Raw genomic sequence first — 24425 nt, 5'->3', positions numbered from 1 at the left:
ACCCGACGAATGTGCCAACTACTTCAACAACGCTGGATATGCTTCCGTCAAAACATGAAAGACTCTAAAGCACTGCATAGGTCTGCACTTTGATCGCTCCTCTCAAACTACAAACTTGCGGCACCCAGACTGGCCTCACTACGCGAACGCGGTAGTGAGAAAAAAGTGGACGGTGATGACTGCTGCGAAACTCGACGCGATAGACCTCAAAATCCTCGACGCCATCCAGCGCGACGGGCGCATCACCAAGCTGGCGCTGGCCGACAAGGTCGGTCTGTCGCCGACCCCTTGCTGGATGCGGCTGCGCAAGCTGGAAAAGGCCGGTATCGTCTCGGGCTATCACGCCAGGATCGCCATGCGTCTGATCGCCCCTGTTACCACCGTGCTGATGGAGGTGACCCTGGCGAGCCACCGCCAGGCCGATTTCGACCGCTTCGATCGGGCCATCCGCGAGATTTCCGAGATCGTCGCCTGCTGGTCGGTGGGCGGCGGCGTCGACTATGTGCTGAAGGTGATGGCACGCGACATCGACGCCTATCAGCGGCTGGTCGATGGCTTGCTTGACCGCGATATCGGCATCGACCGCTACTTCACCTACATCGTCACTAAGACGGTGAAGGAGGAGGTCGTCCTGCCGGCGGCCGACCTGTGGCCGGTGAAATCGTAACGGCGCGCGCAGAGAGATCTTCTGGCCGGGGCGCACACGCACAATAGATTTTCTCTGCGGGCGGGCGTCCAAACAGCCTCTCTGTTTGCTGAACGCTGAACGCGAATAGTCTTCCCATATCAGTCCGACCCCGGGAGGCCTCGACCATGTCCGCGCACTTTGCTCGCTCGCATCGCCATGAAGCGCTCGACCGCCTCGCCGACCCTCGATTGCTTCGCGAGCTTGCCTCTGTCGACGGCCACTGGATGGCGAGCGAGACTGCCGAAAGCTTCGAGGTCACCGATCCGGCCACCGGCACCACTGTGGCTTTCGTTGCCGCGCTCGATGCGCAGCAAACGACAGAAGCGATCGGTGCCGCCGCGCGCGCCTTTCCGGCCTGGCGGGCTCTGCTGCTGCAGGAGCGCGCAAGGATCCTGCGAAAATTGGTTCGAACTGATCAAAGGCATTCGGGCCTCCACCGCATGCGGCTTCAATTGCGCTTTGGTAGTATAACCCCTGCTCTACTGAGCATCGGCCCGAGGCGTGAGGTGCACGCCGGCGATGGTGCATCGCACGGAACCGCCAGCTAGCTCGACCGTAGGAATTGCTAGCGGCAGCAGCCGCACGCTCTCGCCGATGATGTCGATCTGTTCCGTCGTCAATGCCAAGAGTGCGGTCGTCGACAGGGCCAAGATGCGCCCGTTCCCGCCCAAGAGCTCAATCGCATTGCCTGCAAACTTCTCGATCTGTGCGTTGGTGAGCCCGATTACCCGGCGACCGACGCGTTCGAATCGATGGACGATTTCGCGCCGTCTCCCCGAGTCAGTGATCATGTCGAGCCCGATCATGGCGAAATCTGTAGCGACGCACATCAGCACGTTTGTATGATAGATGTCGAACCCCCTGGGGTCCTTCGCCGAGAACAGCATCGGCTCAAAACTGAACTGGGCACAGAACCTTTCAAGTGCGATTGGGTCGGTGCGCTCGGATCTCACTGCATAGGCGACCCGATCAATATGATCGAGCACCATCGAGCCGGTACCTTCCAAGAAGAGGCCGTCCGGCTCAAGGCCAGAATAGTCGATCACCTCTTGCACTCTGTATCGGCTCTTCAGCATGTCGATGATATCGCTCCGGCGCTCACGCCGGCGGCTCAAGGCCTTCATCGGGTAGATCGCCACGTAACCGCCAGCGTGGGTTGAAAACCAGTTGTTCGGAAACACCGAATCCGGAGCGTCGCTGTCCTCGCTCTCGAACAAATGCACCACTATGCCCTGCTCTCGAAGAAGCGCAGCGGCGCGGGTGATCTCCGCATAGGCGAGCGGCGACAGATCACCAGCACCAACATGCGATATTTGAAAGCGATTGTCGGCCGCAGTCTCGGTATTGACCGTGAAGCGATGCGGACGGACCATAACCACCGCGGAAGGGGCCTGAACCGAGCATTCTGTACGTGCTGCCATGGGAAAGACTCCGATCGGGTTAGCGAGTGCGTTGGAGTATGCCGCAGCAACCGCGCGGTTCATTCGGCAGCCATCCCGTTGAGGCGGAAATCGCCGAGATCGCGGATGGTCTTGCTGTGCCTGGCGGGTCGATGTCAAAGTGCCTTTGTTCAGATCGGATCGCGCACAAGCGGGCAAGTCATGCAGCGTCCGCCGCCACGGCCGCGGCTGAGTTCAGCACCGTCGACGGTGATCACTTCCACGCCGGCGCGCCTCAACAGCGTGTTCGTATATACGTTGCGTTCGTAGGCAATCACGACGTCCGGCTCGACGGCGATCACATTATTAGCGGCATCCCATTGCTCCCGCTCGGCCGCGAAGCTGTCACCACCGGTCTCGACAGTACGGAGAACCTTCAATCCCAGCGCCTCGGCCACTACCGATAAAAAAGGTCTAGGCTCCTTAGTGACATCGAGCACACCCTCATCATTGTTCGGTCGCAACGAAAACGTCTTGAGTAGCTCAACGACCTGCGGGTGGATCGTCACGAGGTCGCGGTCGCAGAAGGTGAAGATCGTGTCAAGATGAATAGAGCTGCGATTCCGCGGCATCAGTGCTGCGATGACGTGGGTCACATCCTTCGTCGTGAACAAGCGTCGCGCCAGAGCCTCGACTGCCTGGGGTGTGGTTCGTTCACCCATTCCAATCAGCACAACACCGCCGCCGACCGGCATCGCATCACCGCCCTCGAGACTGGAAGCGGGGTCTGCTCCATTGGGCCCCAAGTAAGTGAAGCTGGCCTCCCGAAACCGCGGATGGAACCGGTAGACCACCTCGACATTCGCAGCTTCTGGCTGTCTTGCGGGCCAATACATAGCGTTGACCGAGACACCACCATAGATCCAACAGGAGCTATCACGTGTGAAAACCTGGTTCGGCAATGGCGGGAGGACGAAATCCTCCGGCTCCAGCGTTTGCCCCGTCAGGCTGCGCGGTTCGAACGGCAGTTCCGAAGCCAAAATCCCGCTGACCAGATAGGTCGCGAGTTGATCAGGGGAAATTTCGCCGAGCCAGTTTCGCAGTTCATCGACCATGTCTTGCCCGACAGCGGAAGGTTGAACGCGACGGTCGAGGAGCCAACGACGCGCTTCGGGCAAGGCCACCGTTGCAGAAAGCAGTTCGTCGAAGGAGTGAACCAACACGCCACGATCGCGCAGGGCATCCACGAACATGTCGTGCTCCTGTCCGGCGCGCTCCACCCAAAGCACGTCGTCGAAAAGAAGGCCCTTGCAGTTCCGCGGTGTGAGGCGGTGGAGGCTAAGGCCTGGCCGGTGCACCATTACTTCTCGCAGCCGGGCGACCTCGGAATGGACACCTAAGCTCAGCATGGGAGTTGCGTTGCCCTCAGAGTGGGCCGATGGCGCAGGCCCTGTCTCGTTGACTGCAAGGCAATCGCGCCAAGTGGGTGGTCATGGTGGGATCGGCCGGAACGAAGGCGCTCTCCCCGCTCGCGTGCAAAGTTGCAAGAGGATGCCGCGTAGATTGAGGACATCGCAGATTGGGGCGTAAGCAAAATGCACGTCGACCGGTGTCGCCGACGAGCCGCAGAATAAAGACCCGCCTGCACCGGATTTGGCGGTCGCCTGCAACTGTTCGAAGAATCTTGTGATGGTGGAGCCCTCAAGCAAATCATCGGTACAGACATCGAACGGCCCTCCTCGTAGACGTCACCGTCTAAACAGCAAGAGCAATGCCAAGCGAAAAAGCGATGTAATTTCAATGCGTGCTTGTATTTTCTGTTTCTGCCTGTCCGTTAGGGGCCAAGGTTTGTCAGGCTTTAGACAATCCAATTTGGTTGTGAAAGCCACGCTGTCTTGCGCACAGAGCGCGAAGTGTCATCCGCTAGAGTATGATGCAGAGGTCCCCCTCCACCGGCCAATCGTCTTTCTTCTAACGTTGCGACAAAACCTTCAAATTTATTTACAGAACCTTTACGGCCGGAAATCGCTGACACTGGTACGTTCGCCACGACGTCTGAGGTTAGTTACGGCCAAAACTGATGCCCGTTTACGCTCAGACCGCCGCACAGCACGCAGCGTTGGGGGTCACAAGAGCCAATGGCAAGACGAGCGCTTATCCTGTTTGAAGGCCATGCGATGGATACCGGGCTGCTGTACGTCCAAGCGGCCCAGCGTCTTGACCTTCATCCAATTGTCGTATCGGCTGAGTCAACTCAGTGCGATTATCTCGCGACGGAAGGGATTGAGGCTATCCGCGTCGATACAGAAGATCTCGGGGCGCTGATCCGCGAATGTTGCCGGCTACGTAGGACCTATGACATTGCCGGCATTACCAGCGCCGAGGAGTCCTTGTATGCGACAGTGGGGAAGCTTTGCAGGTATTTCGATCTGCCGGGACCGAACCCCGCATCGATTGAACAATGCTGCGACAAGTTCGCTCAACGTCAACTCCTCGCGCAGGCTGGCGTTTCTGTGCCTGCTTATCGCTTGGCAGCGAATGCGACGGACGTAGAAAGCGCTGCCCTGGAGATCGGCCTGCCGGTGATTCTTAAGCCAGCCGTCGGCACTTGCAGCATTGGTGTTCGATTGTGCCGCGACGACGATGAGTTGGCTGAACATACGACCTATCTGTTGGGCGGCAACCACATATGGCGGTCCTCGCCCAGGATGCTGGTCGAAGAATTCGCACTAGGCCCCCAATATACCGCTCAGATAATGGGAAATGAGGTCATTGGAAGCACCGCCGCTGACTTCGGCCCGCCGCCGCATTTTGTCTATCGCGAGTTCGCCTTTCCGGCCTTACTGACTGACGACGAGCATGAGCGTATCGCCGATGTTTCGCTGAGGTGTTTGCGAGCGCTCGGGCTTGGCTGGGGGCCAACGAACATTGAACTCCGTTGGACGGAGCGTGGTCCGGTCGTTATTGAAGTCAATCCGCGTCTTGCTGGCGTGCCGGATCCTCAGCTGGTCCAACTGGCTTACGGTATCGATCTCGTCACCGAGCACATCAAGCTTGTCATAGGCGACCAATGGAATCTGCGCAAAAGGCAGTCGCAGACTGCGGCCGTCCGGTTCCTGGTTCCTGATCGCGATGGCATCCTCGATTGGATCGACGGCCACAGTCGGGCGGCGGCCCTATCAGGTGTCGCCGAGGTCAAATTGTATGTTGAACCCAAGACGGCGATCGTCAGGAAAGGCGATTACCGAGACACGATCGCACATGTCATCGCTGCTTCACAGGGACTTGCTCAAACCGAGGCGATACTTCAGCGTGCGGTCGACTTAATCGATTGGTCGATCACACCATTCCCGACCTTCGTCGAATAACAACAACTGCTTGCAGCAACCGCACGATCGCGGCTCCCACCTCCTGACCAACCGGGAGGCGCACAGCCGCGGAATCGGGTGTCGTTCAAACGTGGCCGTAGTGCTCGCGATGAACGACGACCGAAAAGGCGTAGTCGAGCAGGGTACTCCAGGAGAAAATAGGCAACCTCACTTCGTGCTGTACAGAGCGTGCGAACGGCTGAAGACCTGTGCAACTGAAAACCAGTGCGCCCAGGTCGGGGTTCTTGGAGACATAGTCCTTACACGCACTAACGAACTCGGCTTCGGCGCGTTCGAAACTGGCGGTCGGGATCCCCGGCCGCTGGCCTGCGCTCCACAAATTCTCGAATTCCGAGCACGAATAGTCCTCGCATGCGCCCATGAACGCAAGGTTTGACGCGGGATCGATTCCGACACTGACGAGATGGTGCTCGGTCAGTTGACGAACGAAGGCACAAACGATCCCAACTCGTTTCGTGCTTCCGATTAGCCGCTGCGCCAGAGGCACCTGCAAAAGGCTCGACATAAATACGGGCACCGATACTTCGGCCGCCACTTCTTTCTGGAAAAACGCGAAGTTACCGCACTCAGCAGCAATGGCTCGGCACCCCATACGTTCGAGCCGACGTGCGGCCTGCAGTATGGGCTTCAGGCAAGCGGACTTATCTGTCTGAAAAACGAGTCGGTCGATATCAACACCTTCGACTACGTCATATTGGATCGGGAATGGATACGCACTTGCGTTCCGCACATCACCGGGAAAGCCAGGGTACACTTCATCGAGAAGCATGATCCCCAGACCCATACCACAAGCATATGTACCCGGTTGGGCACGAATGACGTCGATCCCAAAGTCGCGATTTCCAAACATTATGATAACTCCCAGGCTGAGAATGGACTGGCCATCCTGGGTCGAACTAGCGCACCGTTCGTCCCATTGCAGGTGGGGAGCGACAGTAGGTCCGAGCCGCCGATTCAATGTCCTCCTTGATGGCTAGCCCGACAGGGGAGCTTCTGAGTCGAACTTCGTCGGCTGACCCGACAGTTGAAACAGGCACACCGCATATCGCTTGTAAGAATCGGTCCAATGCTGCACCGGGTGGAAGCCATACTCAATGAACATGTCATGAAACGCATGCAGCTCAACTTTTCGCATGATCTCCGTCCTGATCATCTCTCCTTTTTCTAGCTGAAAGGAAAAATTCAGTTTTTGGAGATTGATTGATTGGGCCTGCATTGCCTCCAGGTGGGCCTCGACGCGCTGGAGCGATTTGTTGTGAAACGCTACGTGTCGAAACTGAAATATATCAAAATTTCCGCTGAATCGCCAATTCAGATGTTGCAGGACGCAGAGATTGCCTAGGATAGCCATTTGATTATTGTAGGCTGCTTCCAGGATCTCAGTCTCTTTGTCTAAATCTATCCCGACCAGAAAATAGTCGCCAGGAGACAAGGCCGCCCGCGCCGATAGGAGGAGAGAATACAATTCCTCATCGTACAAGTTCCCGATCGCGCTGCCCAAGGAAACTAATAGCTTTCGGCCAGACAGCTCTTTGGTCTGTGCGAGCCCTGTTTGGTAGGTCCCTACGATCCCTAAGAAGTTCAAATCCGATGTTGACGAAAGGATGTTTTCAGCCGCTCTCTCTAAGATCGAGTGATTGATGTCGATGGCAGTGTAAGACGTCGGACCATACGTCTCCACATAAGCCTCGACCAAAAGAGTTGTTTTTTCCTCGTTTCCAGATCCCAACTCAATAAGAGAAACAGGGCCAGTCTGGCCAGCAATCGCCTTTGCGTTCGTTGTAAGTAAATCCCTTTCCATTCTGAACAAATAGTAATTATTCTCAGAACAAAGGCGCTCAAATAATTCTGAGCCGGTGTCATCATAGTAATACACGCTTTTTATGACGCGAGGAGTTTCTGAAAGGGACGACACCAATGCGTCTCCCTCGAATAAAGCCGTTTCAGGAACGTCTTCGCCGATGATGTTATACTTCCTTGATAGGGTATCCTCGCTTGGATTGTGTCGAGCCATGATATGTCTCCCATCAAGACGAGGCCAAATCGGAGATGACCTTGCCACCCACAATATGAATCTCGATCCGCAACTCCTGCGGCTTCGCGACAAGGGAGCATCAAAAGGCGTGCCAACTCCGTAGAAAGGAATTTTCCATTTGTTATTCAAAGTTTTAAATGAGAGCACACTGGAAGCCACGCTGAACACGATCATGTCTCGGACTCGACAAACCCGACAGTAGGTGTCCGTTGCTGAAGTCAACCGCATTCCATACTGTCTGAGGTCGGAACGAGTAGCTCGACCATTCGGCCCTCACCTCAGGGATTCCGGGGCGGACGGACTTCGCTCGATTATTGAAAGCTTTCCCTTTTAGAGGCTGGATGCACTTTTTTGCGGTCAGGATGAGGACGGAGCGACTTCGGCCCGCAGCGTCGCTTGTCGAGAGCAAAACCTCGCTGCCTTGAGAGCTTTCTGCTGACCCTCCGCCGATGCGCATCTGGCCCATCATCCGCCGACGGCAAAGACTTCTTGCCGATTCTATGGGCACTTCTGCGGCTAGGTTGAGAAAAGTTCCTTGGATCCCGTAGTCAGGAGCCACACCACTCGATCGAGATGGCTGCGAACCGCGTCGCGGGCGCGAACTGGCTCCTCCCACGGATCGATTCCCAATATCTGCGCCATCTCTTCTACGCTGGCTTCGTTCCCACGCGGATAGGAGTCTCAAATAGATGTCGCGATGCTCTCAGTCATAAGCGGTTAGGTGGTCCGACCAAGGGACTTTGGGTGGCAACAGCAACGGCAAAATGTCAAATACCCGGATTGATCAGACAAGATCCAAGTGGCATAGGTTCGGTGCATATCGTCTCGTTGACGGATATGAGGATGTGATGATTGAAGGAGCACGTCGATGCCCGGGGAACCAAGCAATAATATGATTGAACTTACTGCTGATATCGTTGCCGCCTATGTGCAGAAAAACGCGGTGCCAGTCTCTGGATTACCGGATTTGATCGCCAGCGTGAATTCGGCATTATCTAATATTAGCCCCCCGTCTCCCACCCCAGAGCCTGCCCCCAAACCGGCAGTTAACCCCAAAAGGTCGGTGTTTCCGGACTACATCATTAGCCTTGAGGACGGTAAGCAATACAAGTCGCTTAAGCGTCATCTTGCGACCAGTCATGGGCTGACGCCTGATGAGTATCGGGCGAAATGGGGTTTGGCGAAGGACTATCCCATGGTTGCGCCGAGTTACTCCGCGACCCGATCGGCTTTGGCAAAATCGCTAGGCTTGGGAAGGAAGCCAGCTCCAGCCAAGAAACCTACGGCGAAACGGAAGGCGAAGGCCTGAGGCGTGGCCGTCAAGGCCAGGGGAGCTTTTTGGCATGCCAAGAGATCACCGTGATAATGTCGGCGCCGATGCATCGGATCGTGACGATGTTACGCTTTGGGATCTGGCCGACCCGGATGAGGCGGTCAAAGTCGCTCTCGAAGTCTATGGGCCGAGCGCGGCTTCTGCTGCGGCCGACTGCGCCTTGACGGCACACTTCGACGGTCGCGATCGCGACTACCGCTTTTGGTTCGCAGTCTTCTCGAAGCTGAATGACGGTAAATCTCCAGGCACTCAGCTCGCAAGTTAGTTAGCGGCATTAAGAAAGCCGCGGAACGACTATTGCCCTCGACACTCAACGCCATCCCCAAGGATGGCGTTGAGCACCGGGACGGATATTACGCCTGGATGCGGCCGAGGCGTCGAGCCTCGCTGGCATAGGTCGACAGCGGCTTGTCCGGCTTGAAGTACGGGTCCCGCTCGACCGGCAGGCCGAGCTGCCCGCGGAGCGAGGACAGCTCGGAGAGGCTCACATTGCCGATCTCCGGACAACCAAACCCGAGGTCGCAGAGACCAAAGGCGATATCCGGGTCATCCGGATCGATTTCGGTCAGGAGCCAGGTGGCGACAGCATCCGGCGTGAACAGTTTGACCACGGGGACGAAGTCGATTTCGCGTTCGGTGCCCCGGAGAGGTTGCTGCTGACCATTCGCCAGCAGCTTCTCCCGCAGGTCTTGTGTCAAGATCTGCATGGCGGCCTCCTATTCGTCAGCCTTAGGCGTGCGGAGGACGACCCGCCCATCGATGGGCAGCGCGTCAAGGAGGAGCGTTCCGCCCTCGCCGTCATCGTGGGCGAAGAAGGAGCCGATACGGATCCAGAAGCCCTTCTGGCCTTCCTTGCCGTCGCGCACGGTGTAGGCGTGGTAGAGCGGCGATTTCGCCTCGGACTTGGTGTTGCGGTTGTTGGTCATGGTCTTTTCCTTTGGTTGATGGTTTCTGTCCCGGAGGACGGTTCCAAAGGAGACGGCGCTCAGAGCGGGCTTGTCCCCAACACGGGAGCGCAGCGAATGGAGCGGGCAGGAACGGGATAAGACGGCTGCGCCGGCTAGAAGGGAACGTCATCGGCTCCGGGCGGACCAGCAACGGAAAAGGCAACTGCCAACCGCATGGCACTGAGTGTGATGGCCAGGTTCGTCCTCACAATCATTCCCGTGGTGACGGGCGATGGTCTGTTTGACGGACCCAAGTTCGTTCGACTCGCGAAATGGGCAGCAAGGCGTATGATCCCCTAGTCGCCCGTACCGAATAGGGCATTTCGGACGCTTGGGAGCTGGCAGTGCTTCCGCCTATGTGCGGGAGCTGACAATGTCACGCGCCAAGGTGTCGGCATTCGATTGCGAAATCCTCCGAAGCGCCATCCAACGTGCGATCATCGAAGGGGAAATCCCGGAAAGCCAGTCGTGCGAATATGCCGCCCAAATAATCCGAGAGTTCACCGGCGACGATCAGGTTGACCCAGACATGCTGGACTGGATTGTGCGGAAGCAGCCAAGGGCTTCCTAAAGGATGGCGTTCGGCGGCGGGCTCGATATTTCGGCCATTAGGCAAGCCGCAAGCCGCCATTTGACGACATCAGGACTGTAGCGGTCGCGGCGCTTTACGCCATCTGTGTGAGAACGATCACCCATCACCGTCGAGAAGCGCTTGGCTCTGATGTGCAAATGACCAGACATCTGCACCATCGTTCTGCAACACCCAGATGCTGTCGAAATCCTCGTCCGGCCAAGATTCCGGGGCGATACCCGCGCCACCGACGATCGCAGCTGCCAAACTAGGAATAGATTCGTGCTGCCAGCTTACCAACACAGGTGTTGGGGCTGTGCGGATGGCTTCTGCCGCCAACGCCTCTTGGCCCTTCGAATAAGTGACATCAGGTTGAAGACCGAGGCGTCTTGCCAGTGGCGTGATTGTTTGGCTAGGCCGTTTGCTCCGGGTTCCCGAACCATCTTTTTTGATCGTGCCCGAGGCAACAATTTATGCCGGTTTTTCCATAGGCGCAGGCGGCCTGGAAAAGAATGAGCAAAGCCCACCCGCGCGTTGCCAGCCACACACTGTCAACGATGCGGGGTCACTTTTCGCCCTGTTCTGTCACTCCAAAATCGGTGCCCTCCGGAACCGGCTTCTCAGCATGCCTAATGATCATGACAAGCTTATTTGGCATCGTTCCGCCCCCATGTTCCCGTTCCACACTCGTGGCGGCCAATCGGCGCCCAAATCACGGCTGTAAGCATCCGCACGGCAAGTCCTTTACATCAACCGTCAAGCATAGTCCTGATTGATCTTGCAGTACGATTGCCCATCCAGAGGAGCCCGAGCGACAATGCAACGAAGACGACCAAGAAGACCCAGATTGCCAGCTTGATGGTCGGGTATACTGGATCCGCTGCAGCGGGCTGGATCATGATCAGGCCGAGGACTAGAACGAAGATCACAAAACCAATGACGACAGCGTTGACGGCATAGGTGGGCCAAGTTGCGAGCCGTGCCTGCTCCACGCGGCACTCGACGATGGCCTTTTTCTGGGCCTCGTCCCCCTGAGCCTGGTTAAGAGTAGTCTTCTGCTCAAGCGCCAAAAGGTCTCTCAACCATTGGCTCAATTGCAGATAGAAAAAACTTCCCAACAGGCTAGCGAGCGTCAAAAGCAATCCAACGATGGACAGAGGATTGATAGGCGTCATTGGGCATCTCCTTTAAGCGCTTCGAGAACGGCGACGACGACGTCGGCCGTGAGGCTGAACCAAACGAGCTTGGGGGACGACGGGATCCGCCTTGGAGGCAGCGGCCGAGATTGGCCGGCAACAGCACCCGCCATGATATCGTAGATGACACATAGTTCGTCATACGCCCCTTCGAAAGACTGAGCTCAAAGCGCTGAGTTGCGCCTTGCTTCTTCTCGATGGCTTCGCGGGCCTTCTTCTCGATTTGGGAAAGGGCGTCAGCGACTTCCTTGCGCGCTGCTTGCCGCCAATGTGCAGAACGGCGGGCGATCAGCAGCCTTGCGAGGTATTGGGAGCGCGGCAGTGCGAAGCCAAGACGCGAGTAAATGCGTGTGGCATCGGGCTGCTCATCAATGAAGATGTCCTCGTATAGGCGGGCAAGCCAGTACTCGGTCTGTTGGCTGACGTTCTCAAATCGACGCTCGCCTACGATCCACTCAAGCGCCAGCTCGGTTGCCAGTTTTTCAAGCCGCTTTACCAACATCTGACGCGTTGGTTCCGAGGCTTCGAGACTGAGGTTGTCGATCGCCCGCTTCAAAAGTTGGCTTAGCCGCTCGTCCGCTTCCATGAGCACTCCACGACGCTTTAAGGTTCAAGATGCCGGAACTCGATGCCCAAGGTGCTTGAGCGCTAAAGCAGTATCAGTGTAAAATAATTATCGCAACTAGACTTTACTTTGGCGATTTATTCTGAAAAATAACAACGCTTCCTGTGAAGAAGGCCGAACCTGAAAGGTTTTCGGTCTTCTTTATACATTAGCCGCCTCATAAAATCGAGCCGGAGGGGTGGCAGTACGATTGGCGGTAGGCCAGATCGCTGGATCAGGCCGTTGTTCTTCTACGTGAGGATGAGATGGTGCAGATCGTCAAAGCAAATGCAATCGTCAACAATGAAGTTGCGTTTCTTGCTTGGCAGACCAACCCCGACCCAATCCCTGATTGCCTTGGCTTCCACATTGTTCGCGAATATCTCGATGCCAACGGTCAGGTGACCGCCGAGCGCCCGCTTGCCGCCTATGTCGCCTTTGAAGGGCAGTCGAATCCAGACTGGCAGGCGCAGAACACCACCGTATGGCCGGTTCAGAAATTTAACTGGCGCGACCTCACGCTGCGGCGACACCGTGACAAGTTGGGTCTCCGGCCCGAAAATGAGCGGCTACGATACCGTATCCGCCCGGTAGGTCGCTTACGCGATGGCCTCGAAGAAGTGGTGCCCGTCCCCGAAAGCCATTGGGACGCAAAAACAAAACAGCGCGTCGAGCATCATTATCAGGGCGCACCTATCCGGCTCGGCTATCTGGCACCTGCGGCATTCACCAACATCGTTGAGGCCACCCGCCGCTTGGGACCGTTCGTCTCCACTTTCACCAACGGCATTCTATCGAGCCAGTTCCTGATCCGCATGCTCGAAGAGAATGACGGCAAAGTTGGGCGTAACGAACTTGAAGTTCGTCTGCGCGAACCAAATGACACACTGCGACGCTACCTGGCCGGCGACGTCCCGACAACGATGACCGAGTTCCTGAGCCGAGCGGGCGGGCAATTTCATGCCGCCCTCTACGAGCTTGAGGATCGGCAGTTACTCGACCTCCTTGTCGCGGCGGCACCGCGGATGCAGCTCATCCTGTCCGATGCAGGGTCCCGAGACACCAAGGACAAGATTACCAAGAAGGTCATTCATACCGACTACGATACGAGAAACGAAAAAGCTCGCGCGACGTTGCGCGCGATAGCGGATGCGCCTGGAGCGACTTTCCGTATGCAGAACCGGCTGTTCAACGGCAGCGGCCACATCGGCCACAACAAATTCGTCGTCTGGTCGGACGACCAAGGAACACCCCAAGCGGTGCTTACCGGTTCGACCAACTGGACGTGGAGTGGCATTTCCGGTCAGAGCAACAATTGCATCGTCATCGAAGACGCGAACGTAGCGCGCGCATACCTCGACTACTGGCAACGCCTGTTCGATCACCCTTTGCCGCATCCCCCGCAAACGGGGGATGCCAACACCGGCGCCGACCAGGGCGATGTCGTAAAGGACGCCGACCGTACTCCGGTGACGGGCAATCTCGCTAACGGTGCTGCGTTCGAATGTTGGTTCTCGCCGAACGTTCCAGGCGCCGAACAACCCCCTTCGGCGCGCGCCAAGCGTCAACCGCCACCTCCACCGGACATGGACCGTCTCTTCTCGCTGATGCGCCGTGCGCACCGTATGATTTTGTTCGCGGTGTTTTTGCCGTCCAAGGGCGGGGTGCACTCGATCATCTCGCAGGCGATCGACCTCGGCCTGGCGGATACCAGCCTGCAGGTGGTCGGTGCGGTCTCCGATCCATTGGCTTGGGGCTACCAGCCTTCAGGCACCGGCCCAGATGGCAAGCCCTTGGTGCCGAGTTCGCCGTTCATTATCCAGCAGGGCGGCGTCAATGTTGTGCGCGCGACCGCGCTCACCGACAGGGATATCGGCCGCCAACTCGGCAATTTCGTCAACAAGGAAATTTTGAGCGCGGGCAAGGCGATTATCCACGACAAGATCCTGGTGATAGACCCGCTTGACTCCCAGAATTGCGTGGTCGCATTTGGCAGCCACAATCTTGGTTATAAGGCGTCCTATTCCAACGACGAAAACCTTGTAATCGTGCAGCGCGACCCCGCGCTTGCCCAAGCGTATGCAACGCATGTCCTCGACGTATTCGATCATTACCGCTTCCGTGCAGCTGAGGCGGAGAAGTCGGCCGAACTGCAGCGGGCGGGCGTCGCCGCATCCTCAAGCCCGACCGATGGCTTCCTTAGCATTGACGACAATTGGCAGACCAAGGCGGATCGGCGGATTTCTGCCTATTTTGCGAAATAAGTGCCCGGCAGCGTGCAGGGCCGACAGAAACTCCGCCTGGGGGCAGCAACATGTTTCGGATCGTGGCCGGCTTGGTGGTCGCCGGTGTTCTGATTCCGGCGCAATTCGGGTCGATCATCAAACGACCGGATGCGCCGATACCGTGGTCCACGGTCCCCGTCGAAGGTTGCTGCAAGACCTGTTCTGCAGGCAAAGCGTGCGGCGATAGCTGTATTTCGAGGGACAAGCGCTGTCATAAGGCGCCAGGGTGCGCCTGCGATGGATAGCGGCCACGCGTAGGACACAAGCGTTCGAACGAGACACATGTCTCGACCACCGATCCGGACGCAAGGCTCGCCTAGCAGGCCGACGCCATACAGCATGCGGCCGGGTCCCGGACGCGCCATTCGCAACCTGCTGGGAATCTGTTTTCGGCGAGATTCGTCTTGCAGAATCAATTTTCATGCAATAGCATCATTCTTCATGGTTTTGGCTGGCTTGAAACCAAAATTCGACTGGAGGATCCGATTTTCATGGCTGCGGCGCAGCAGCACCAATTTTCAGGTCCTGTTATCCTTTTTCAGGAAATACGCCTTCCGGAGACCGCGACCCCGGCCGGGTACAGCGCCCTGATAGGAGCCTACGGGCTCGCCGTGCCCTTGCCTCGTACGTTGTCCGCCACTGGCGAGCATCATCGAATTACTGAACGGGACGGCTGGCGGATCATGACGCCCCGCCATGCCCCACATCCAACCGTCGAAGGCCACCTGACCTTCGCGCTCAAGTACGAGGGGCTCGACCTTGCCGTCCTAAAGCGGCTGTTCCAGGTGACCGGTCCCGCACAGATCGAGGCGTTGGTCCGTGAAAGCCCGACCGGCAGTTATGCCCGCCGCATCTGGTTTCTATATGAATGGCTGACGGGCACGCGTCTCGATCTGCCCGACGCGGATGCCGGACGCTACGTTCTGATTGTCGATCCCGAGCTGCAGTGGTCCGGGCCCGAGAAGACCGCTTCGCGCTACCGCATAAAGGACAATCTCCCCGGCACGCCTGAGTTCTGCCCTCTGGTGTTTCGCACCAAGACTCTCGAAAAATTCATCGGCCTTGATCTGCCGCGGCGCGCGGAGGCAATCGTAGCGGACGTGCCGCGCGACCTCCTTGCTCGGACCGCCGCCTTTCTTTTGCTCAAAGACTCGCGATCAAGCTACGCGATCGAGGGCGAGCGCCCGGCGCAAGACCGAATCCAACGCTGGGGCCGCGCCATCGGCGAAGCCGGCCGCCAACCGATCGATCGCGATGAGCTGCTGCGTCTGCAAAGAATTGTACTCGGCGATGCCCGTTTCGTGAGACTTGGCTTCCGAAAGGAAGGAGGCTTCGTCGGCCAGCATGACCGAGACAACCGCATGCCCCTGCCCGATCACATCAGCGCTCGGCCTGAGGACCTGCCGCGGCTCATCGATGGGATGGTGGCCTTCGATCACGGCCCCGCGCAAAACCTTGATGCAGTCATCGCCACCGCGATCCTCGCCTTCGGCTTTGTCTACATCCACCCGTTCGAGGACGGAAACGGCCGCATTCACCGCTACCTAATCCACCATGTCCTTGCCATGCACGGCTTCAATCCGCCGGGAGTGGTGTTTCCCGTCTCGGCCGCGATCCTAGACCAGATCGACGAGTACAGGCGCGTGCTCCAGAGCTATTCGCAGCGCCTTCTGCCATTGGTCGAATGGGAACCGACGCCACTATTCGACGTCCGGGTGCTGAATGACACCGGGGATTTCTACCGATTCTTCGATGCAACCCCGCACGCCGAATTCCTCTATGCCTGCGTTCAGCGGACGATCGAACGGGACCTTCCCGACGAAACCGCTTTTCTGCAGCGTTACGATCAATTCCGGCAACAGGTGGATGCCTTTATCGACATGCCCGAGCGGCTGACCGATCTGCTCTTCCGTTTCCTTCACCAGAATGGTGGCCACCTTTCGAACCGCGCCCGCGAAAAGGAATTGGCCGCGCTGACCAATGACGAGGCAGGGCGGATCGAGGCCATCTACGCGCAAACCTTTGGTGCCGATTGAAGGCGTGATCATCATAAGGATCAATCTTTAGTCCGACGGTTTGGCGATCCTCTTATCCCTGCCTGGTCTCCTGGGCGTGCGCCCGACACATGCACGAGCTTTCCTCCCGTGTCTGACGGGCCGCAGATCGTCGCCGCGGCCGAACGCGCTTGACAACATGGTGCCAGCCCGTTCAATTTGACGCATTCACCAGGGGAGTCCCGGCAAGGGGCTGAGATACTGCTGGCTTTCGCGGTGCAGTGACCCGTTGAACCTGATCCAGTTCATACTGGCGTAGGGACGGTGCAAGCGCTTTGCGGGAGTTTATGCCCGAGGTCCTGTTAAAGCAGGGCGGCCAAAGCGTCTTTTCATCCTTCCGGCACAGAACTGGGTCTCCAATGCATGAGCAAAGGAGCCTCAAGATGAATGCCCTCACCCCCGCCGTGTCGATGGGACCGCTGCCCGCCTCACGGAAAATCCACAAGTCCGGCGTCCTCCACCCGCACATCAAGGTGCCAATGCGCGAAATCGCCGTCCATCCGACGGCTGGCGAACCGCCCGTCACCGTCTACGATCCGTCGGGGCCCTATACAGACCCGACTGTCGAAACCAGCATCGAAAAGGGTCTCGCACGGCGTCGGCACGAATGGATTACGGCGCGCGGCGACGTCGAAGCCTATGACGGCCGCCATGTCCGGCCGGAAGACAACGGATTCGCGGCGGGCGAGCGCCTGACGCCGGAGTTTCCCGTTCGCAACCGCCCGCTCAGAGCCAAGGCCGGCAACGCGGTGACCCAGCTTGCCTATGCGCGCGCCGGCATCATCACGCCCGAAATGGAGTTCGTCGCCATCCGCGAGAACCTTGGACGCGCGATTCTGCATGGCAAGCTCGAGCGCGATGGCGAAGCCTTCGGCGCGGCGATCCCCGATTTCGTCACACCCGAATTCGTGCGCGACGAGGTGGCACGCGGGCGGGCGATCATTCCTGCCAACATCAATCATCCCGAGAGCGAGCCGATGATCATCGGCCGCAATTTCCTGGTGAAGATCAACGCCAATATCGGCAATTCGGCCGTCACCTCCTCGATGGCCGAAGAGGTCGAAAAGATGGTGTGGGCGATCCGCTGGGGCGCCGACACGGTGATGGATCTGTCGACGGGACGCAACATCCACAACATCCGCGAATGGATCGTGCGCAATGCGCCAGTGCCGATCGGCACGGTGCCGCTTTACCAGGCGCTCGAGAAGGTCGGCGGCATCGCCGAGGACCTGACCTGGGAGGTCTACCGCGACACGCTGATCGAACAGGCCGAACAGGGCGTCGACTATTTCACCATCCATGCCGGCGTGCGGCTGCACTACATCCCGCTGACCGTTGACCGGGTCACGGGTATCGTTTCTCGCGGCGGCTCGATCATGGCCAAATGGTGCCTGCATCATCACCGGGAGAGCTTCCTCTACGAGCATTTCGCGGAGATCTGCGACATCTGCCGCGCCTATGATGTGTCCTTTTCGCTCGGCGACGGCCTTCGTCCCGGCTCGATCGCCGATGCCAACGACGCGGCGCAATTCGCCGAGTTGGAAACGCTCGGCGAACTGACGCAGATTGCCTGGGCCAGGGATTGCCAGGTGATGATCGAGGGGCCCGGCCACGTGCCGATGCACAAGATCAAGGAGAACATGGACAAGCAACTCGCCGTCTGCAGCGAGGCACCGTTCTATACGCTTGGACCGCTGACGACCGACATCGCGCCGGGCTACGACCACATCACCTCCGGCATCGGCGCCGCGATGATCGGCTGGTTCGGCACCGCCATGCTCTGCTACGTCACGCCGAAGGAACATCTCGGCCTTCCCGATCGCAACGACGTCAAGATCGGCGTGATCACCTACAAGATCGCCGCCCATGCCGCCGATCTGGCGAAGGGGCATCCGGCGGCGAAACTCAGGGATGATGCCCTTTCCCGCGCACGCTTCGAGTTTCGCTGGGAGGACCAGTTCAACCTGTCGCTCGACCCGGAAACGGCGCGATCCTTCCACGATAAGACCCTGCCCAAGGAGGCGCACAAGCTGGCGCATTTCTGCTCGATGTGCGGGCCGAAATTCTGCTCAATGCGAATATCCCACGACATCCGCGCCGAGGCACAGAAAGACGGCATGGCGGCAATGGCGGCAAAATACCGCGAGGGCGGCGATCTCTACGTGCCAGCGGAAGAGAGCGGCGCACCGCTCATGCCAGAGGCGCATGAACCATCATGAAGGTTCTGGTCAAAGGGGCCGGCGTCGCCGGCCTCACCGCTGCCTTCGAACTCGCCACGCGCGGCGCGGCGGTGACCGTTGCCGAGGCAAGGCCTAGCCTCGGCGGCAATGCGTCATGGTTCGCCGGCGGCATGCTGGCGCCATGGTGCGAGCGCGAAAGCGCCGAGCAGCCGGTGGTGGATCTCGGACGCGACGCCGCCGACTGGTGGGACACGGTAACACCCGGCCAGGTGACGCGGGCCGGAACACTGGTCGTGGCTGCGCCGCGCGATGCGGGCGAGCTCGACCGGTTTGCCAGCCGTACGTCGGGCCATCGGCGTGTCGATGAAGACGAAATTGCGCTCCTGGAACCCGACCTCGCCGGCCGCTTCCGGCGCGGACTGCTGTTTCCTGGCGAGGCCCATCTCGACCCGCGCGAGGCGATGGCGGCACTTCATGACAGGCTCGTGGCCATGGGTGTCGAATTCCACTTCGGCGCCGATGCCCGGCACATTTCCGGCTTCGATCGTCAGATCGACTGCACGGGTATGGCGGCAGAAGACGACGGGCTGCGTGGCGTTCGTGGCGAGATGCTGATCCTGCGCACGCCTGATGTCTCGCTGTCGCGCCCGGTCCGACTGCTTCATCCGCGCTTTCCGATCTACATGGCGCCGCGCACCAACCACCGTTTCATGATCGGCGCGACGATGATTGAGAGCCAGTCCGCCGGACCGGTCACGGCGCGCTCGATGATGGAGCTTCTGGGTGCCGCCTATGCCCTCCATCCGACCTTTGGCGAGGCCGAGATCGTTGAAACCGGTGTTGGAGTTCGTCCGGCCTTTCCCGACAACCTGCCGCGCGTCGAAACGAGCAGAGACACCGTCGCGATCAACGGGCTCTATCGCCATGGTTTTCTACTCGCCCCCGCCATGGCGCGCCAGGCGGCCGACCTGATTTTCAATCAAGACAGATCCAAGGAAACTTGCTCATGAAACTGACCGTCAACGGCGAAGCGCATGAGATTGCCGCCACCACGCTTGACGAGCTGCTTGCCGCGCTCGACTACGAAGGCGACTGGCTGGCAACGGCCGTCAACAGCGACCTCGTGCACAAATCCAAGCGGGCGGAATTCCAGCTGAGCGACGGCGACCGGATTGAAATCCTCTCGCCCATGCAAGGAGGTTAGAGCGTGTTCGATCTCCTTGGAACGACGCTTCCTTCCCGCCTGCTTCTCGGCACCGCTCAATATCCTTCGCCTGCCATCCTTGCCGATGCGGTTCACGCGTCGGGCACGGCGGTGGTGACCGTTTCCTTGCGCCGTGAAATGGCAGGCGGCAAGGCCGGCGAAAAGTTCTGGTCGCTGATCCGCTCGCTGGGCGTAAGAATCCTGCCCAACACTGCCGGCTGCCACTCCGTCAAGGAAGCGGTCACCACCGCGCAAATGGCCCGCGAAGTGTTCGGCACAAGCTGGATAAAACTCGAAGTGATCGGCAACCACGACACGTTGCAGCCGGATGTGTTTGGCCTGGTCGAAGCCTCCCGTATCCTGTGCGAGGACGGCTTTTCGGTATTCCCCTATACCACCGACGATCTCGTTGTCGCCGAGCGGCTGCTGGAAGCGGGCTGCAAGGTCCTGATGCCGTGGTGCGCACCGATCGGTTCCGCCCTGGGACCGGTCAACATGACGGCGCTACGCTCGATGCGCGCATTTTTCCCCGACGTTCCGCTGATTGTCGATGCGGGCCTCGGACGGCCGTCGCATGCGGCAACCGTCATCGAGCTCGGCTTTGACGCCGTGCTCCTGAACACAGCGGTCGCTAGGGCGGCCGATCCCGTCGGCATGGCGCGTGCTTTCGGCAAAGCGGTCGAAGCCGGTCGTGAGGCTTTTTGCTCGGGAATGCTCGAACCGCGCGACGTCGCTGTGCCATCGACGCCGACATTCGGCGGGGCGGTTTTCTCATGAAGCTCGATCCCTTCTACCTGATCGTCGACAGCGCCGACTGGATCGAGCGGCTGGTGCCTCTCGGCGTCAAGCTGATTCAGCTTCGCATCAAGACTATGGAAGACTCCGGGCTGCGCGCCGAAATCCGAAAGGCGAAGGCCTTGTGCGCCGAGCATCAATGCCAGCTCATCGTCAACGACCATTGGCGCCTGGCAATCGAGGAAGGCTGCGACTTCGTCCACCTTGGCCAGGAGGATTTGCAGAACGCCGACCTCGCGCGGATACGGACAGCCGGCTTGAAGCTTGGACTCAGCACACACGATCATCTTGAACTGCAAACGGCCATGGCCGCCGAGCCAGATTACATCGCGCTCGGCCCCATCTACCCGACCATCCTGAAGAAGATGAAATGGGCGCCGCAAGGGGTCGAACGGATCAGCGAGTGGGAGCGCCGGGTAGCGCCGATCCCGTTGGTCGCGATCGGCGGCCTCAACCCCGACCGGCTCGACGGTGTCTTCGCGGCTGGCGCGGACAGCGCCGCAGTAGTCACCGACATCACGTTGAATGCCGATCCAGAAGCGCGCACGCGGGAATGGATCGGAAAGACGGAGCGATGGCGCTGAGGCGAGAACCGCATGTGCTTGTCGTTGGTGGATCCGACTCCAGCGGCGGCGCCGGAATTGCCTGCGACATCGAGACGATCTCGTCCCTTGGCGTGCGCACCTGCCTTGCTGTTACAGCGGTGACGGTGCAGACGCACGAAGCCGTCAGGGACATCCGTCATCTGCAACCCGGCCTGGTGGCCGATCAGATGCGCGCTGCGCTGCAGGCCAACCAGGTGGCGGCCATCAAGATCGGTATGCTCGCCACGGCAGAGATCGTCGTTGCCGTTGCCGACGTGCTGCGCGAAAATCCGCACGTGCCAGCAGTGCTCGACCCCGTACTGGCCTCCACTTCAGGCCGGGCTCTGCTGGAAGCAGGCGCCATCGCCGTCATGAAGCGCAATCTGATGCCGCTTTGCCGTCTCGTCACACCCAATCTCATCGAACTGGCGCTCCTTGTTGGCGCGGAACTGGCGGTGGATGAGGACGGCGCAGTATGGCAAGGCCAAGGATTGCTGGCCGCCGAAGCGCAGGCCCTGCTGATCAAGGGCGGCCACGCATCGGGATCTCGATCAACCGATATTCTGTTGCGCTTCGATCAAGCACCGGTCCGCTTCGACATGCCGCGCCTTGCCACATCGATGCGCGGGACGGGTTGCATGCTAGCCAGCGCGATTGCGGCGCATCTGGCGAAGGCGAGCCCACTCGAAGACAGCGTGCGCAAAGGCAAGCGGTTTGTTTTCGAGAAGCTGCAAAATACACGACCCGCGGTGAAAGGGCCCGCGTGCTTGTCGTGAAATAGATCAATCCAATGGGAGCGAACTGTCATGGACAACTCCGCCGACGGTGCGATCGCGCAGCCGACACCTAAGGACGTCTCCCTTGGCCTCAGTCGATTGCCGCGTTCACGAACTGCTTCTAAGGCAGGAGCGGCACGAGCGGACGACGCTCAAACTGATCGCTTCCGAAAACTTCGCCTCTTCGGCCGTGCTGGAAGCGACCGGTTCGATTTTCCCGAACAAGTACGCCGAGGGTATCGTCGATCAGCTTGAGAACCTCGCCATTGAGCGCTTGAAGACGCTATTTGGCAGCGAACACGCCAACGTCCAGCCTTATTCCGGCTCGCCGGCCAATCAGGCTGTCTATCGCGCGCTTTTGAGCCGGGGCGATAAAGTGATGGGGTTGCCCCTCCCCGGTGGCGGCCATCTCACTCATGGTTGGGCCGTCAACTTCTCCGGCACTGATTATAAGCGCGTCCCCTATGGCCTGCACGACAGATCTCTGCGTCCCGGCGGACGAGCCTGGCGCACCGATCCCGACCGAGGCGCGTGAGCGATCATGAATGTCCTGGTCTAAGGCGCCGGCGTCGCCCGCCTCACCGCCGCCTTCGAGCTCGCCATACGCGGCGCGGCAGTGACCGTTGCGGAGGCCTTGACTTGGTGCAATGGGTCGCCGGCGCATGTTGACGCCGTGGTGCGCGCGTGAAAGCGCCGAGCAGCCGGTGCTGGATCTCGAACGTGACCCCGCCGACTGGTGTGATGCGGCAACGCCCGGCCACGTAACGCGAACCGGACGTGGCCGCGCCGCGCTGGGTGATCTTGACCGGTTCGCCAGCCGCCTCTCGGGGCGTATCGACGATGGAGAGGAAATTACGCTCCTTGAGCCCGACCTCGCCCGCCGCTTCCGCCGCGGTTTGCTCTTCCGCGGCGAGGTCAATCTCGACCAGCGCCCGGTAATGGCGGCATTTCGTGACAGGCTTTCGGCCATGGGGCGTCGAATTCCGCTTCGGCGTCGACTTGGCCTTCGCTCACGCCGATTCGCCGTGCTTACGGGACGACCCGGTCTAGAAAAGCATCGAATGCGGCAGCAACAGCGCGAATCACAAAGCGATGCTCCTGCCGCACGCGAATGAAACCCTTTTCGATGTCCACTATCCCGTCCTCGGCCAGCATCGCCAAGCCTTCAGCTGAATCGAGAAAACGGATCGGATCAAATCCGTGGGCGGAACAGATTGCAGGCACATCGGCCTCGAGATCGCACATTAGCCGCTCGATGATTGCGGCTCGCACGCGGTCTTCGTCAGCGAGACGGTAGCCCTTCGACGTCGCCAGACGGCCAGCTGCGATGTGCCGGGTGTAGGAATCGCGTGTAACCTCGTTTTGGACGTAACCCTCGCCGATACGGCCGATAGCCGACGCGCCGAAACCGATCAGGGTTTTGCAGGTGTCGGCTGAGTAACCAAGCGAGTTGCGCCGCAGGCGACCGGTTTTCTGTGCCAGCGCGAGCTCGTCCTCCGGCAAGGCGAAATGGTCGAGCCCGATCTCTCGGTAGCCGGCGGCAACCAGCGTCTCGGCCACGGCCGCAGCCTGTTCGGCGCGGGCAGCGCTGTCCGGCAGTGCTGTCTCCTCGATCTGGCGCTGATTCTTTATTACGGACGGAATGTGCGCGTAGCCGAACACCGCAAGCCGGTTGGGGCGCATGGCGACCGCCGACCTAGCGGTTTGGACGCAGGACTGCACCGTCTGATGCGGGAGACCGAAGATGAGGTCGAAATTGATGCGGCCTACCCCATGCCGGCGCAGCTCTTCGACGGCAGCCGCCGTTTGCGCCTCACTCTGGACCCGGTTGATCGCCTTTTGAACAATGGGATCGAAGCTCTGCACGCCGAGGCTCGCGCGGTTTACGTCGGCTGCTCCTAAGGCTTCGGCCATCTCGGCCGTGAACGTGCGTGGATCGATCTCCACGGCAACAGTAGCCGTTTTCCTGAACGCGAAGCGGCGGCGCAGGAACTCCATGAGAGCGAGAAACTCAGCTGGCCCGATGAGGGTCGGCGTTCCGCCGCCGAAATGCACGTCGCTCACGGGCAGTGCCCGCGGCGTTTGCTCCGAGACCAAACGGATCTCGTCACGCAGCATCGCCAGATAATTGAGAATCGGCGCATCCCGGCGGGTGATGGTGGTAGGGAAGCCACAATACCAGCACATCGACCGGCAGAACGGAACGTGGAGATAGAGTGACACTGGTTCGTCAGCCGGTAGGTCCCCGAGCCATTTCTCATAAGTCTGGGCACCGACCACTGTGGAGAACTCCGGCACAGTCGGATAGATGGTGTACCAAGGCAGGCGAGCCTCGCGATATTTTGTCAGGATTGAGGTCTGCAACAGTTTCCTTCCTATGCTGATAACCATCATCCTTACCGCTT

22 protein-coding genes, 3 pseudogenes and 1 riboswitch are annotated in these 24425 nt (G+C 59.3%); of the genes and pseudogenes, 15 read left to right on the top strand and 10 right to left on the bottom strand.

What is annotated here, in order from left to right; genetic code table 11:
* Positions 1-175: 175 nt before the first annotated feature.
* Together DH08_RS06455 and DH08_RS37090 are read left to right on the top strand one after the other, a co-directional pair.
* Positions 176-667 (top strand): Lrp/AsnC family transcriptional regulator, encoded by a 492-nt coding sequence (locus tag DH08_RS06455; protein WP_192178440.1) that lies wholly within the window; start codon positions 176-178, stop codon positions 665-667.
* A 146-nt stretch (positions 668-813) separates the two neighbouring features.
* Positions 814-1105: pseudogene (locus DH08_RS37090) on the top strand (aldehyde dehydrogenase family protein); the annotation flags it as partial.
* A gap of 62 nt (positions 1106-1167) precedes the next feature.
* Here DH08_RS37090 and ctlX read toward each other — a convergent pair.
* A complete protein-coding gene (gene ctlX, locus DH08_RS06445; RefSeq protein ID WP_192178438.1) occupies positions 1168-2109 on the bottom strand; it encodes a citrulline utilization hydrolase CtlX in 942 nt (313 codons plus the stop codon).
* Between the two features lie 149 nt (positions 2110-2258).
* Positions 2259-3476: an arginine deiminase gene (locus DH08_RS06440; protein WP_192178436.1), complete on the bottom strand. Its 1218-nt coding sequence runs from the start codon at positions 3474-3476 to the stop codon at positions 2259-2261.
* Positions 3477-4205: 729 nt separating this feature from the next.
* On the opposite strand from DH08_RS06440, the gene DH08_RS06435 reads away from it, so the two are divergent.
* Complete coding sequence (locus DH08_RS06435; protein ID WP_192178434.1) at positions 4206-5435, top strand: ATP-grasp domain-containing protein; 1230 nt, start codon at positions 4206-4208, stop codon at positions 5433-5435.
* An 85-nt stretch (positions 5436-5520) separates the two neighbouring features.
* Here DH08_RS06435 and DH08_RS06430 read toward each other — a convergent pair whose 3' ends face one another.
* A complete protein-coding gene (locus tag DH08_RS06430; RefSeq protein ID WP_192178432.1) occupies positions 5521-6306 on the bottom strand; it encodes an aspartate/glutamate racemase family protein in 786 nt (261 codons plus the stop codon).
* Positions 6307-6429: 123 nt separating this feature from the next.
* Positions 6430-7470, bottom strand: coding sequence for an L-histidine N(alpha)-methyltransferase (locus DH08_RS06425; protein WP_192178430.1), 1041 nt, complete (start codon positions 7468-7470; stop codon positions 6430-6432).
* A gap of 889 nt (positions 7471-8359) precedes the next feature.
* Between DH08_RS06425 and DH08_RS06420 the strand changes: the two genes are divergently transcribed.
* Entirely contained in the window at positions 8360-8800 is a 441-nt protein-coding gene (locus tag DH08_RS06420) for a Ros/MucR family transcriptional regulator (protein ID WP_192178428.1), read from the top strand.
* Between the two features lie 34 nt (positions 8801-8834).
* Positions 8835-9089 (top strand): hypothetical protein, encoded by a 255-nt coding sequence (locus DH08_RS06415; protein WP_192178424.1) that lies wholly within the window; start codon positions 8835-8837, stop codon positions 9087-9089.
* Between the two features lie 88 nt (positions 9090-9177).
* Here DH08_RS06415 and DH08_RS06410 read toward each other — a convergent pair whose 3' ends face one another.
* Both DH08_RS06410 and DH08_RS06405 read right to left on the bottom strand, forming a co-directional pair.
* Positions 9178-9531 (bottom strand): DUF2958 domain-containing protein, encoded by a 354-nt coding sequence (locus DH08_RS06410; protein WP_192178422.1) that lies wholly within the window; start codon positions 9529-9531, stop codon positions 9178-9180.
* 9 nt (positions 9532-9540) lie between these two features.
* Positions 9541-9750, bottom strand: coding sequence for a hypothetical protein (locus tag DH08_RS06405; RefSeq protein WP_192178420.1), 210 nt, complete (start codon positions 9748-9750; stop codon positions 9541-9543).
* A gap of 394 nt (positions 9751-10144) precedes the next feature.
* Here DH08_RS06405 and DH08_RS06400 point away from each other — a divergent pair, with 394 nt between their 5' ends.
* Positions 10145-10342, top strand: coding sequence for a hypothetical protein (locus DH08_RS06400; RefSeq protein WP_192178419.1), 198 nt, complete (start codon positions 10145-10147; stop codon positions 10340-10342).
* Positions 10343-10459: 117 nt separating this feature from the next.
* Here DH08_RS06400 and DH08_RS06395 read toward each other — a convergent pair whose 3' ends face one another.
* From DH08_RS06395 to DH08_RS06385, 3 genes are all read right to left on the bottom strand, one after another.
* Positions 10460-10681: a hypothetical protein gene (locus DH08_RS06395; RefSeq protein WP_192178418.1), complete on the bottom strand. Its 222-nt coding sequence runs from the start codon at positions 10679-10681 to the stop codon at positions 10460-10462.
* 410 nt (positions 10682-11091) lie between these two features.
* The gene (locus DH08_RS06390; RefSeq protein WP_192178417.1) at positions 11092-11517 is read right to left on the bottom strand and encodes a hypothetical protein; all 426 of its coding nucleotides are present in this window, start codon (positions 11515-11517) and stop codon (positions 11092-11094) included.
* On the bottom strand, positions 11465-12124 hold the full coding sequence (locus DH08_RS06385) for a hypothetical protein (protein ID WP_192178416.1): 660 nt from the start codon (positions 12122-12124) through the stop codon (positions 11465-11467). Before DH08_RS06385 ends, DH08_RS06390 begins: the two co-directional genes overlap by 53 nt.
* Positions 12125-12408: 284 nt before the next feature.
* On the opposite strand from DH08_RS06385, the gene DH08_RS06380 reads away from it, so the two are divergent.
* The 9 genes and pseudogenes from DH08_RS06380 to glyA form a co-directional block, all read left to right on the top strand.
* Positions 12409-14406: a phospholipase D-like domain-containing protein gene (locus DH08_RS06380; RefSeq protein ID WP_192178415.1), complete on the top strand. Its 1998-nt coding sequence runs from the start codon at positions 12409-12411 to the stop codon at positions 14404-14406.
* Between the two features lie 512 nt (positions 14407-14918).
* Entirely contained in the window at positions 14919-16463 is a 1545-nt protein-coding gene (locus DH08_RS06375; protein ID WP_192178472.1) for a Fic family protein, read from the top strand.
* Between the two features lie 181 nt (positions 16464-16644).
* Positions 16645-16761: riboswitch (TPP riboswitch) on the top strand.
* A gap of 103 nt (positions 16762-16864) precedes the next feature.
* Positions 16865-18700, top strand: coding sequence for a phosphomethylpyrimidine synthase ThiC (gene thiC / locus DH08_RS06370; RefSeq protein WP_192178414.1), 1836 nt, complete (start codon positions 16865-16867; stop codon positions 18698-18700).
* A pseudogene (gene thiO / locus DH08_RS06365) lies at positions 18697-19699 on the top strand (glycine oxidase ThiO). The gene thiC and the pseudogene thiO overlap by 4 nt, the downstream one beginning before the upstream one ends.
* Entirely contained in the window at positions 19668-19865 is a 198-nt protein-coding gene (thiS, locus tag DH08_RS06360; RefSeq protein ID WP_192178412.1) for a sulfur carrier protein ThiS, read from the top strand. Before thiO ends, thiS begins: the two are co-directional and overlap by 32 nt.
* Positions 19866-19868: 3 nt before the next feature.
* On the top strand, positions 19869-20642 hold the full coding sequence (locus DH08_RS06355; RefSeq protein WP_192178411.1) for a thiazole synthase: 774 nt from the start codon (positions 19869-19871) through the stop codon (positions 20640-20642).
* The gene (locus DH08_RS06350) at positions 20639-21244 is read left to right on the top strand and encodes a thiamine phosphate synthase (RefSeq protein WP_192178410.1); all 606 of its coding nucleotides are present in this window, start codon (positions 20639-20641) and stop codon (positions 21242-21244) included. Before DH08_RS06355 ends, DH08_RS06350 begins: the two co-directional genes overlap by 4 nt.
* Complete coding sequence (locus tag DH08_RS06345) at positions 21235-22020, top strand: hydroxymethylpyrimidine/phosphomethylpyrimidine kinase (protein WP_192178409.1); 786 nt, start codon at positions 21235-21237, stop codon at positions 22018-22020. Before DH08_RS06350 ends, DH08_RS06345 begins: the two co-directional genes overlap by 10 nt.
* A gap of 30 nt (positions 22021-22050) precedes the next feature.
* A pseudogene (gene glyA / locus DH08_RS06340) lies at positions 22051-22504 on the top strand (serine hydroxymethyltransferase); the annotation flags it as partial.
* A 545-nt stretch (positions 22505-23049) separates the two neighbouring features.
* Here glyA and hemN read toward each other — a convergent pair.
* Positions 23050-24384: an oxygen-independent coproporphyrinogen III oxidase gene (hemN, locus tag DH08_RS06335; protein WP_192178470.1), complete on the bottom strand. Its 1335-nt coding sequence runs from the start codon at positions 24382-24384 to the stop codon at positions 23050-23052.
* Positions 24385-24425 lie beyond the last annotated feature (41 nt).

The organism is Mesorhizobium amorphae (genome assembly GCF_014843845.1).
GTDB lineage: Bacteria > Pseudomonadota > Alphaproteobacteria > Rhizobiales > Rhizobiaceae > Mesorhizobium > Mesorhizobium amorphae_A.
The sequence above is the reverse complement of the archived record's forward strand: the minus strand, read 5'-3'. Positions and strand labels throughout refer to the sequence as shown.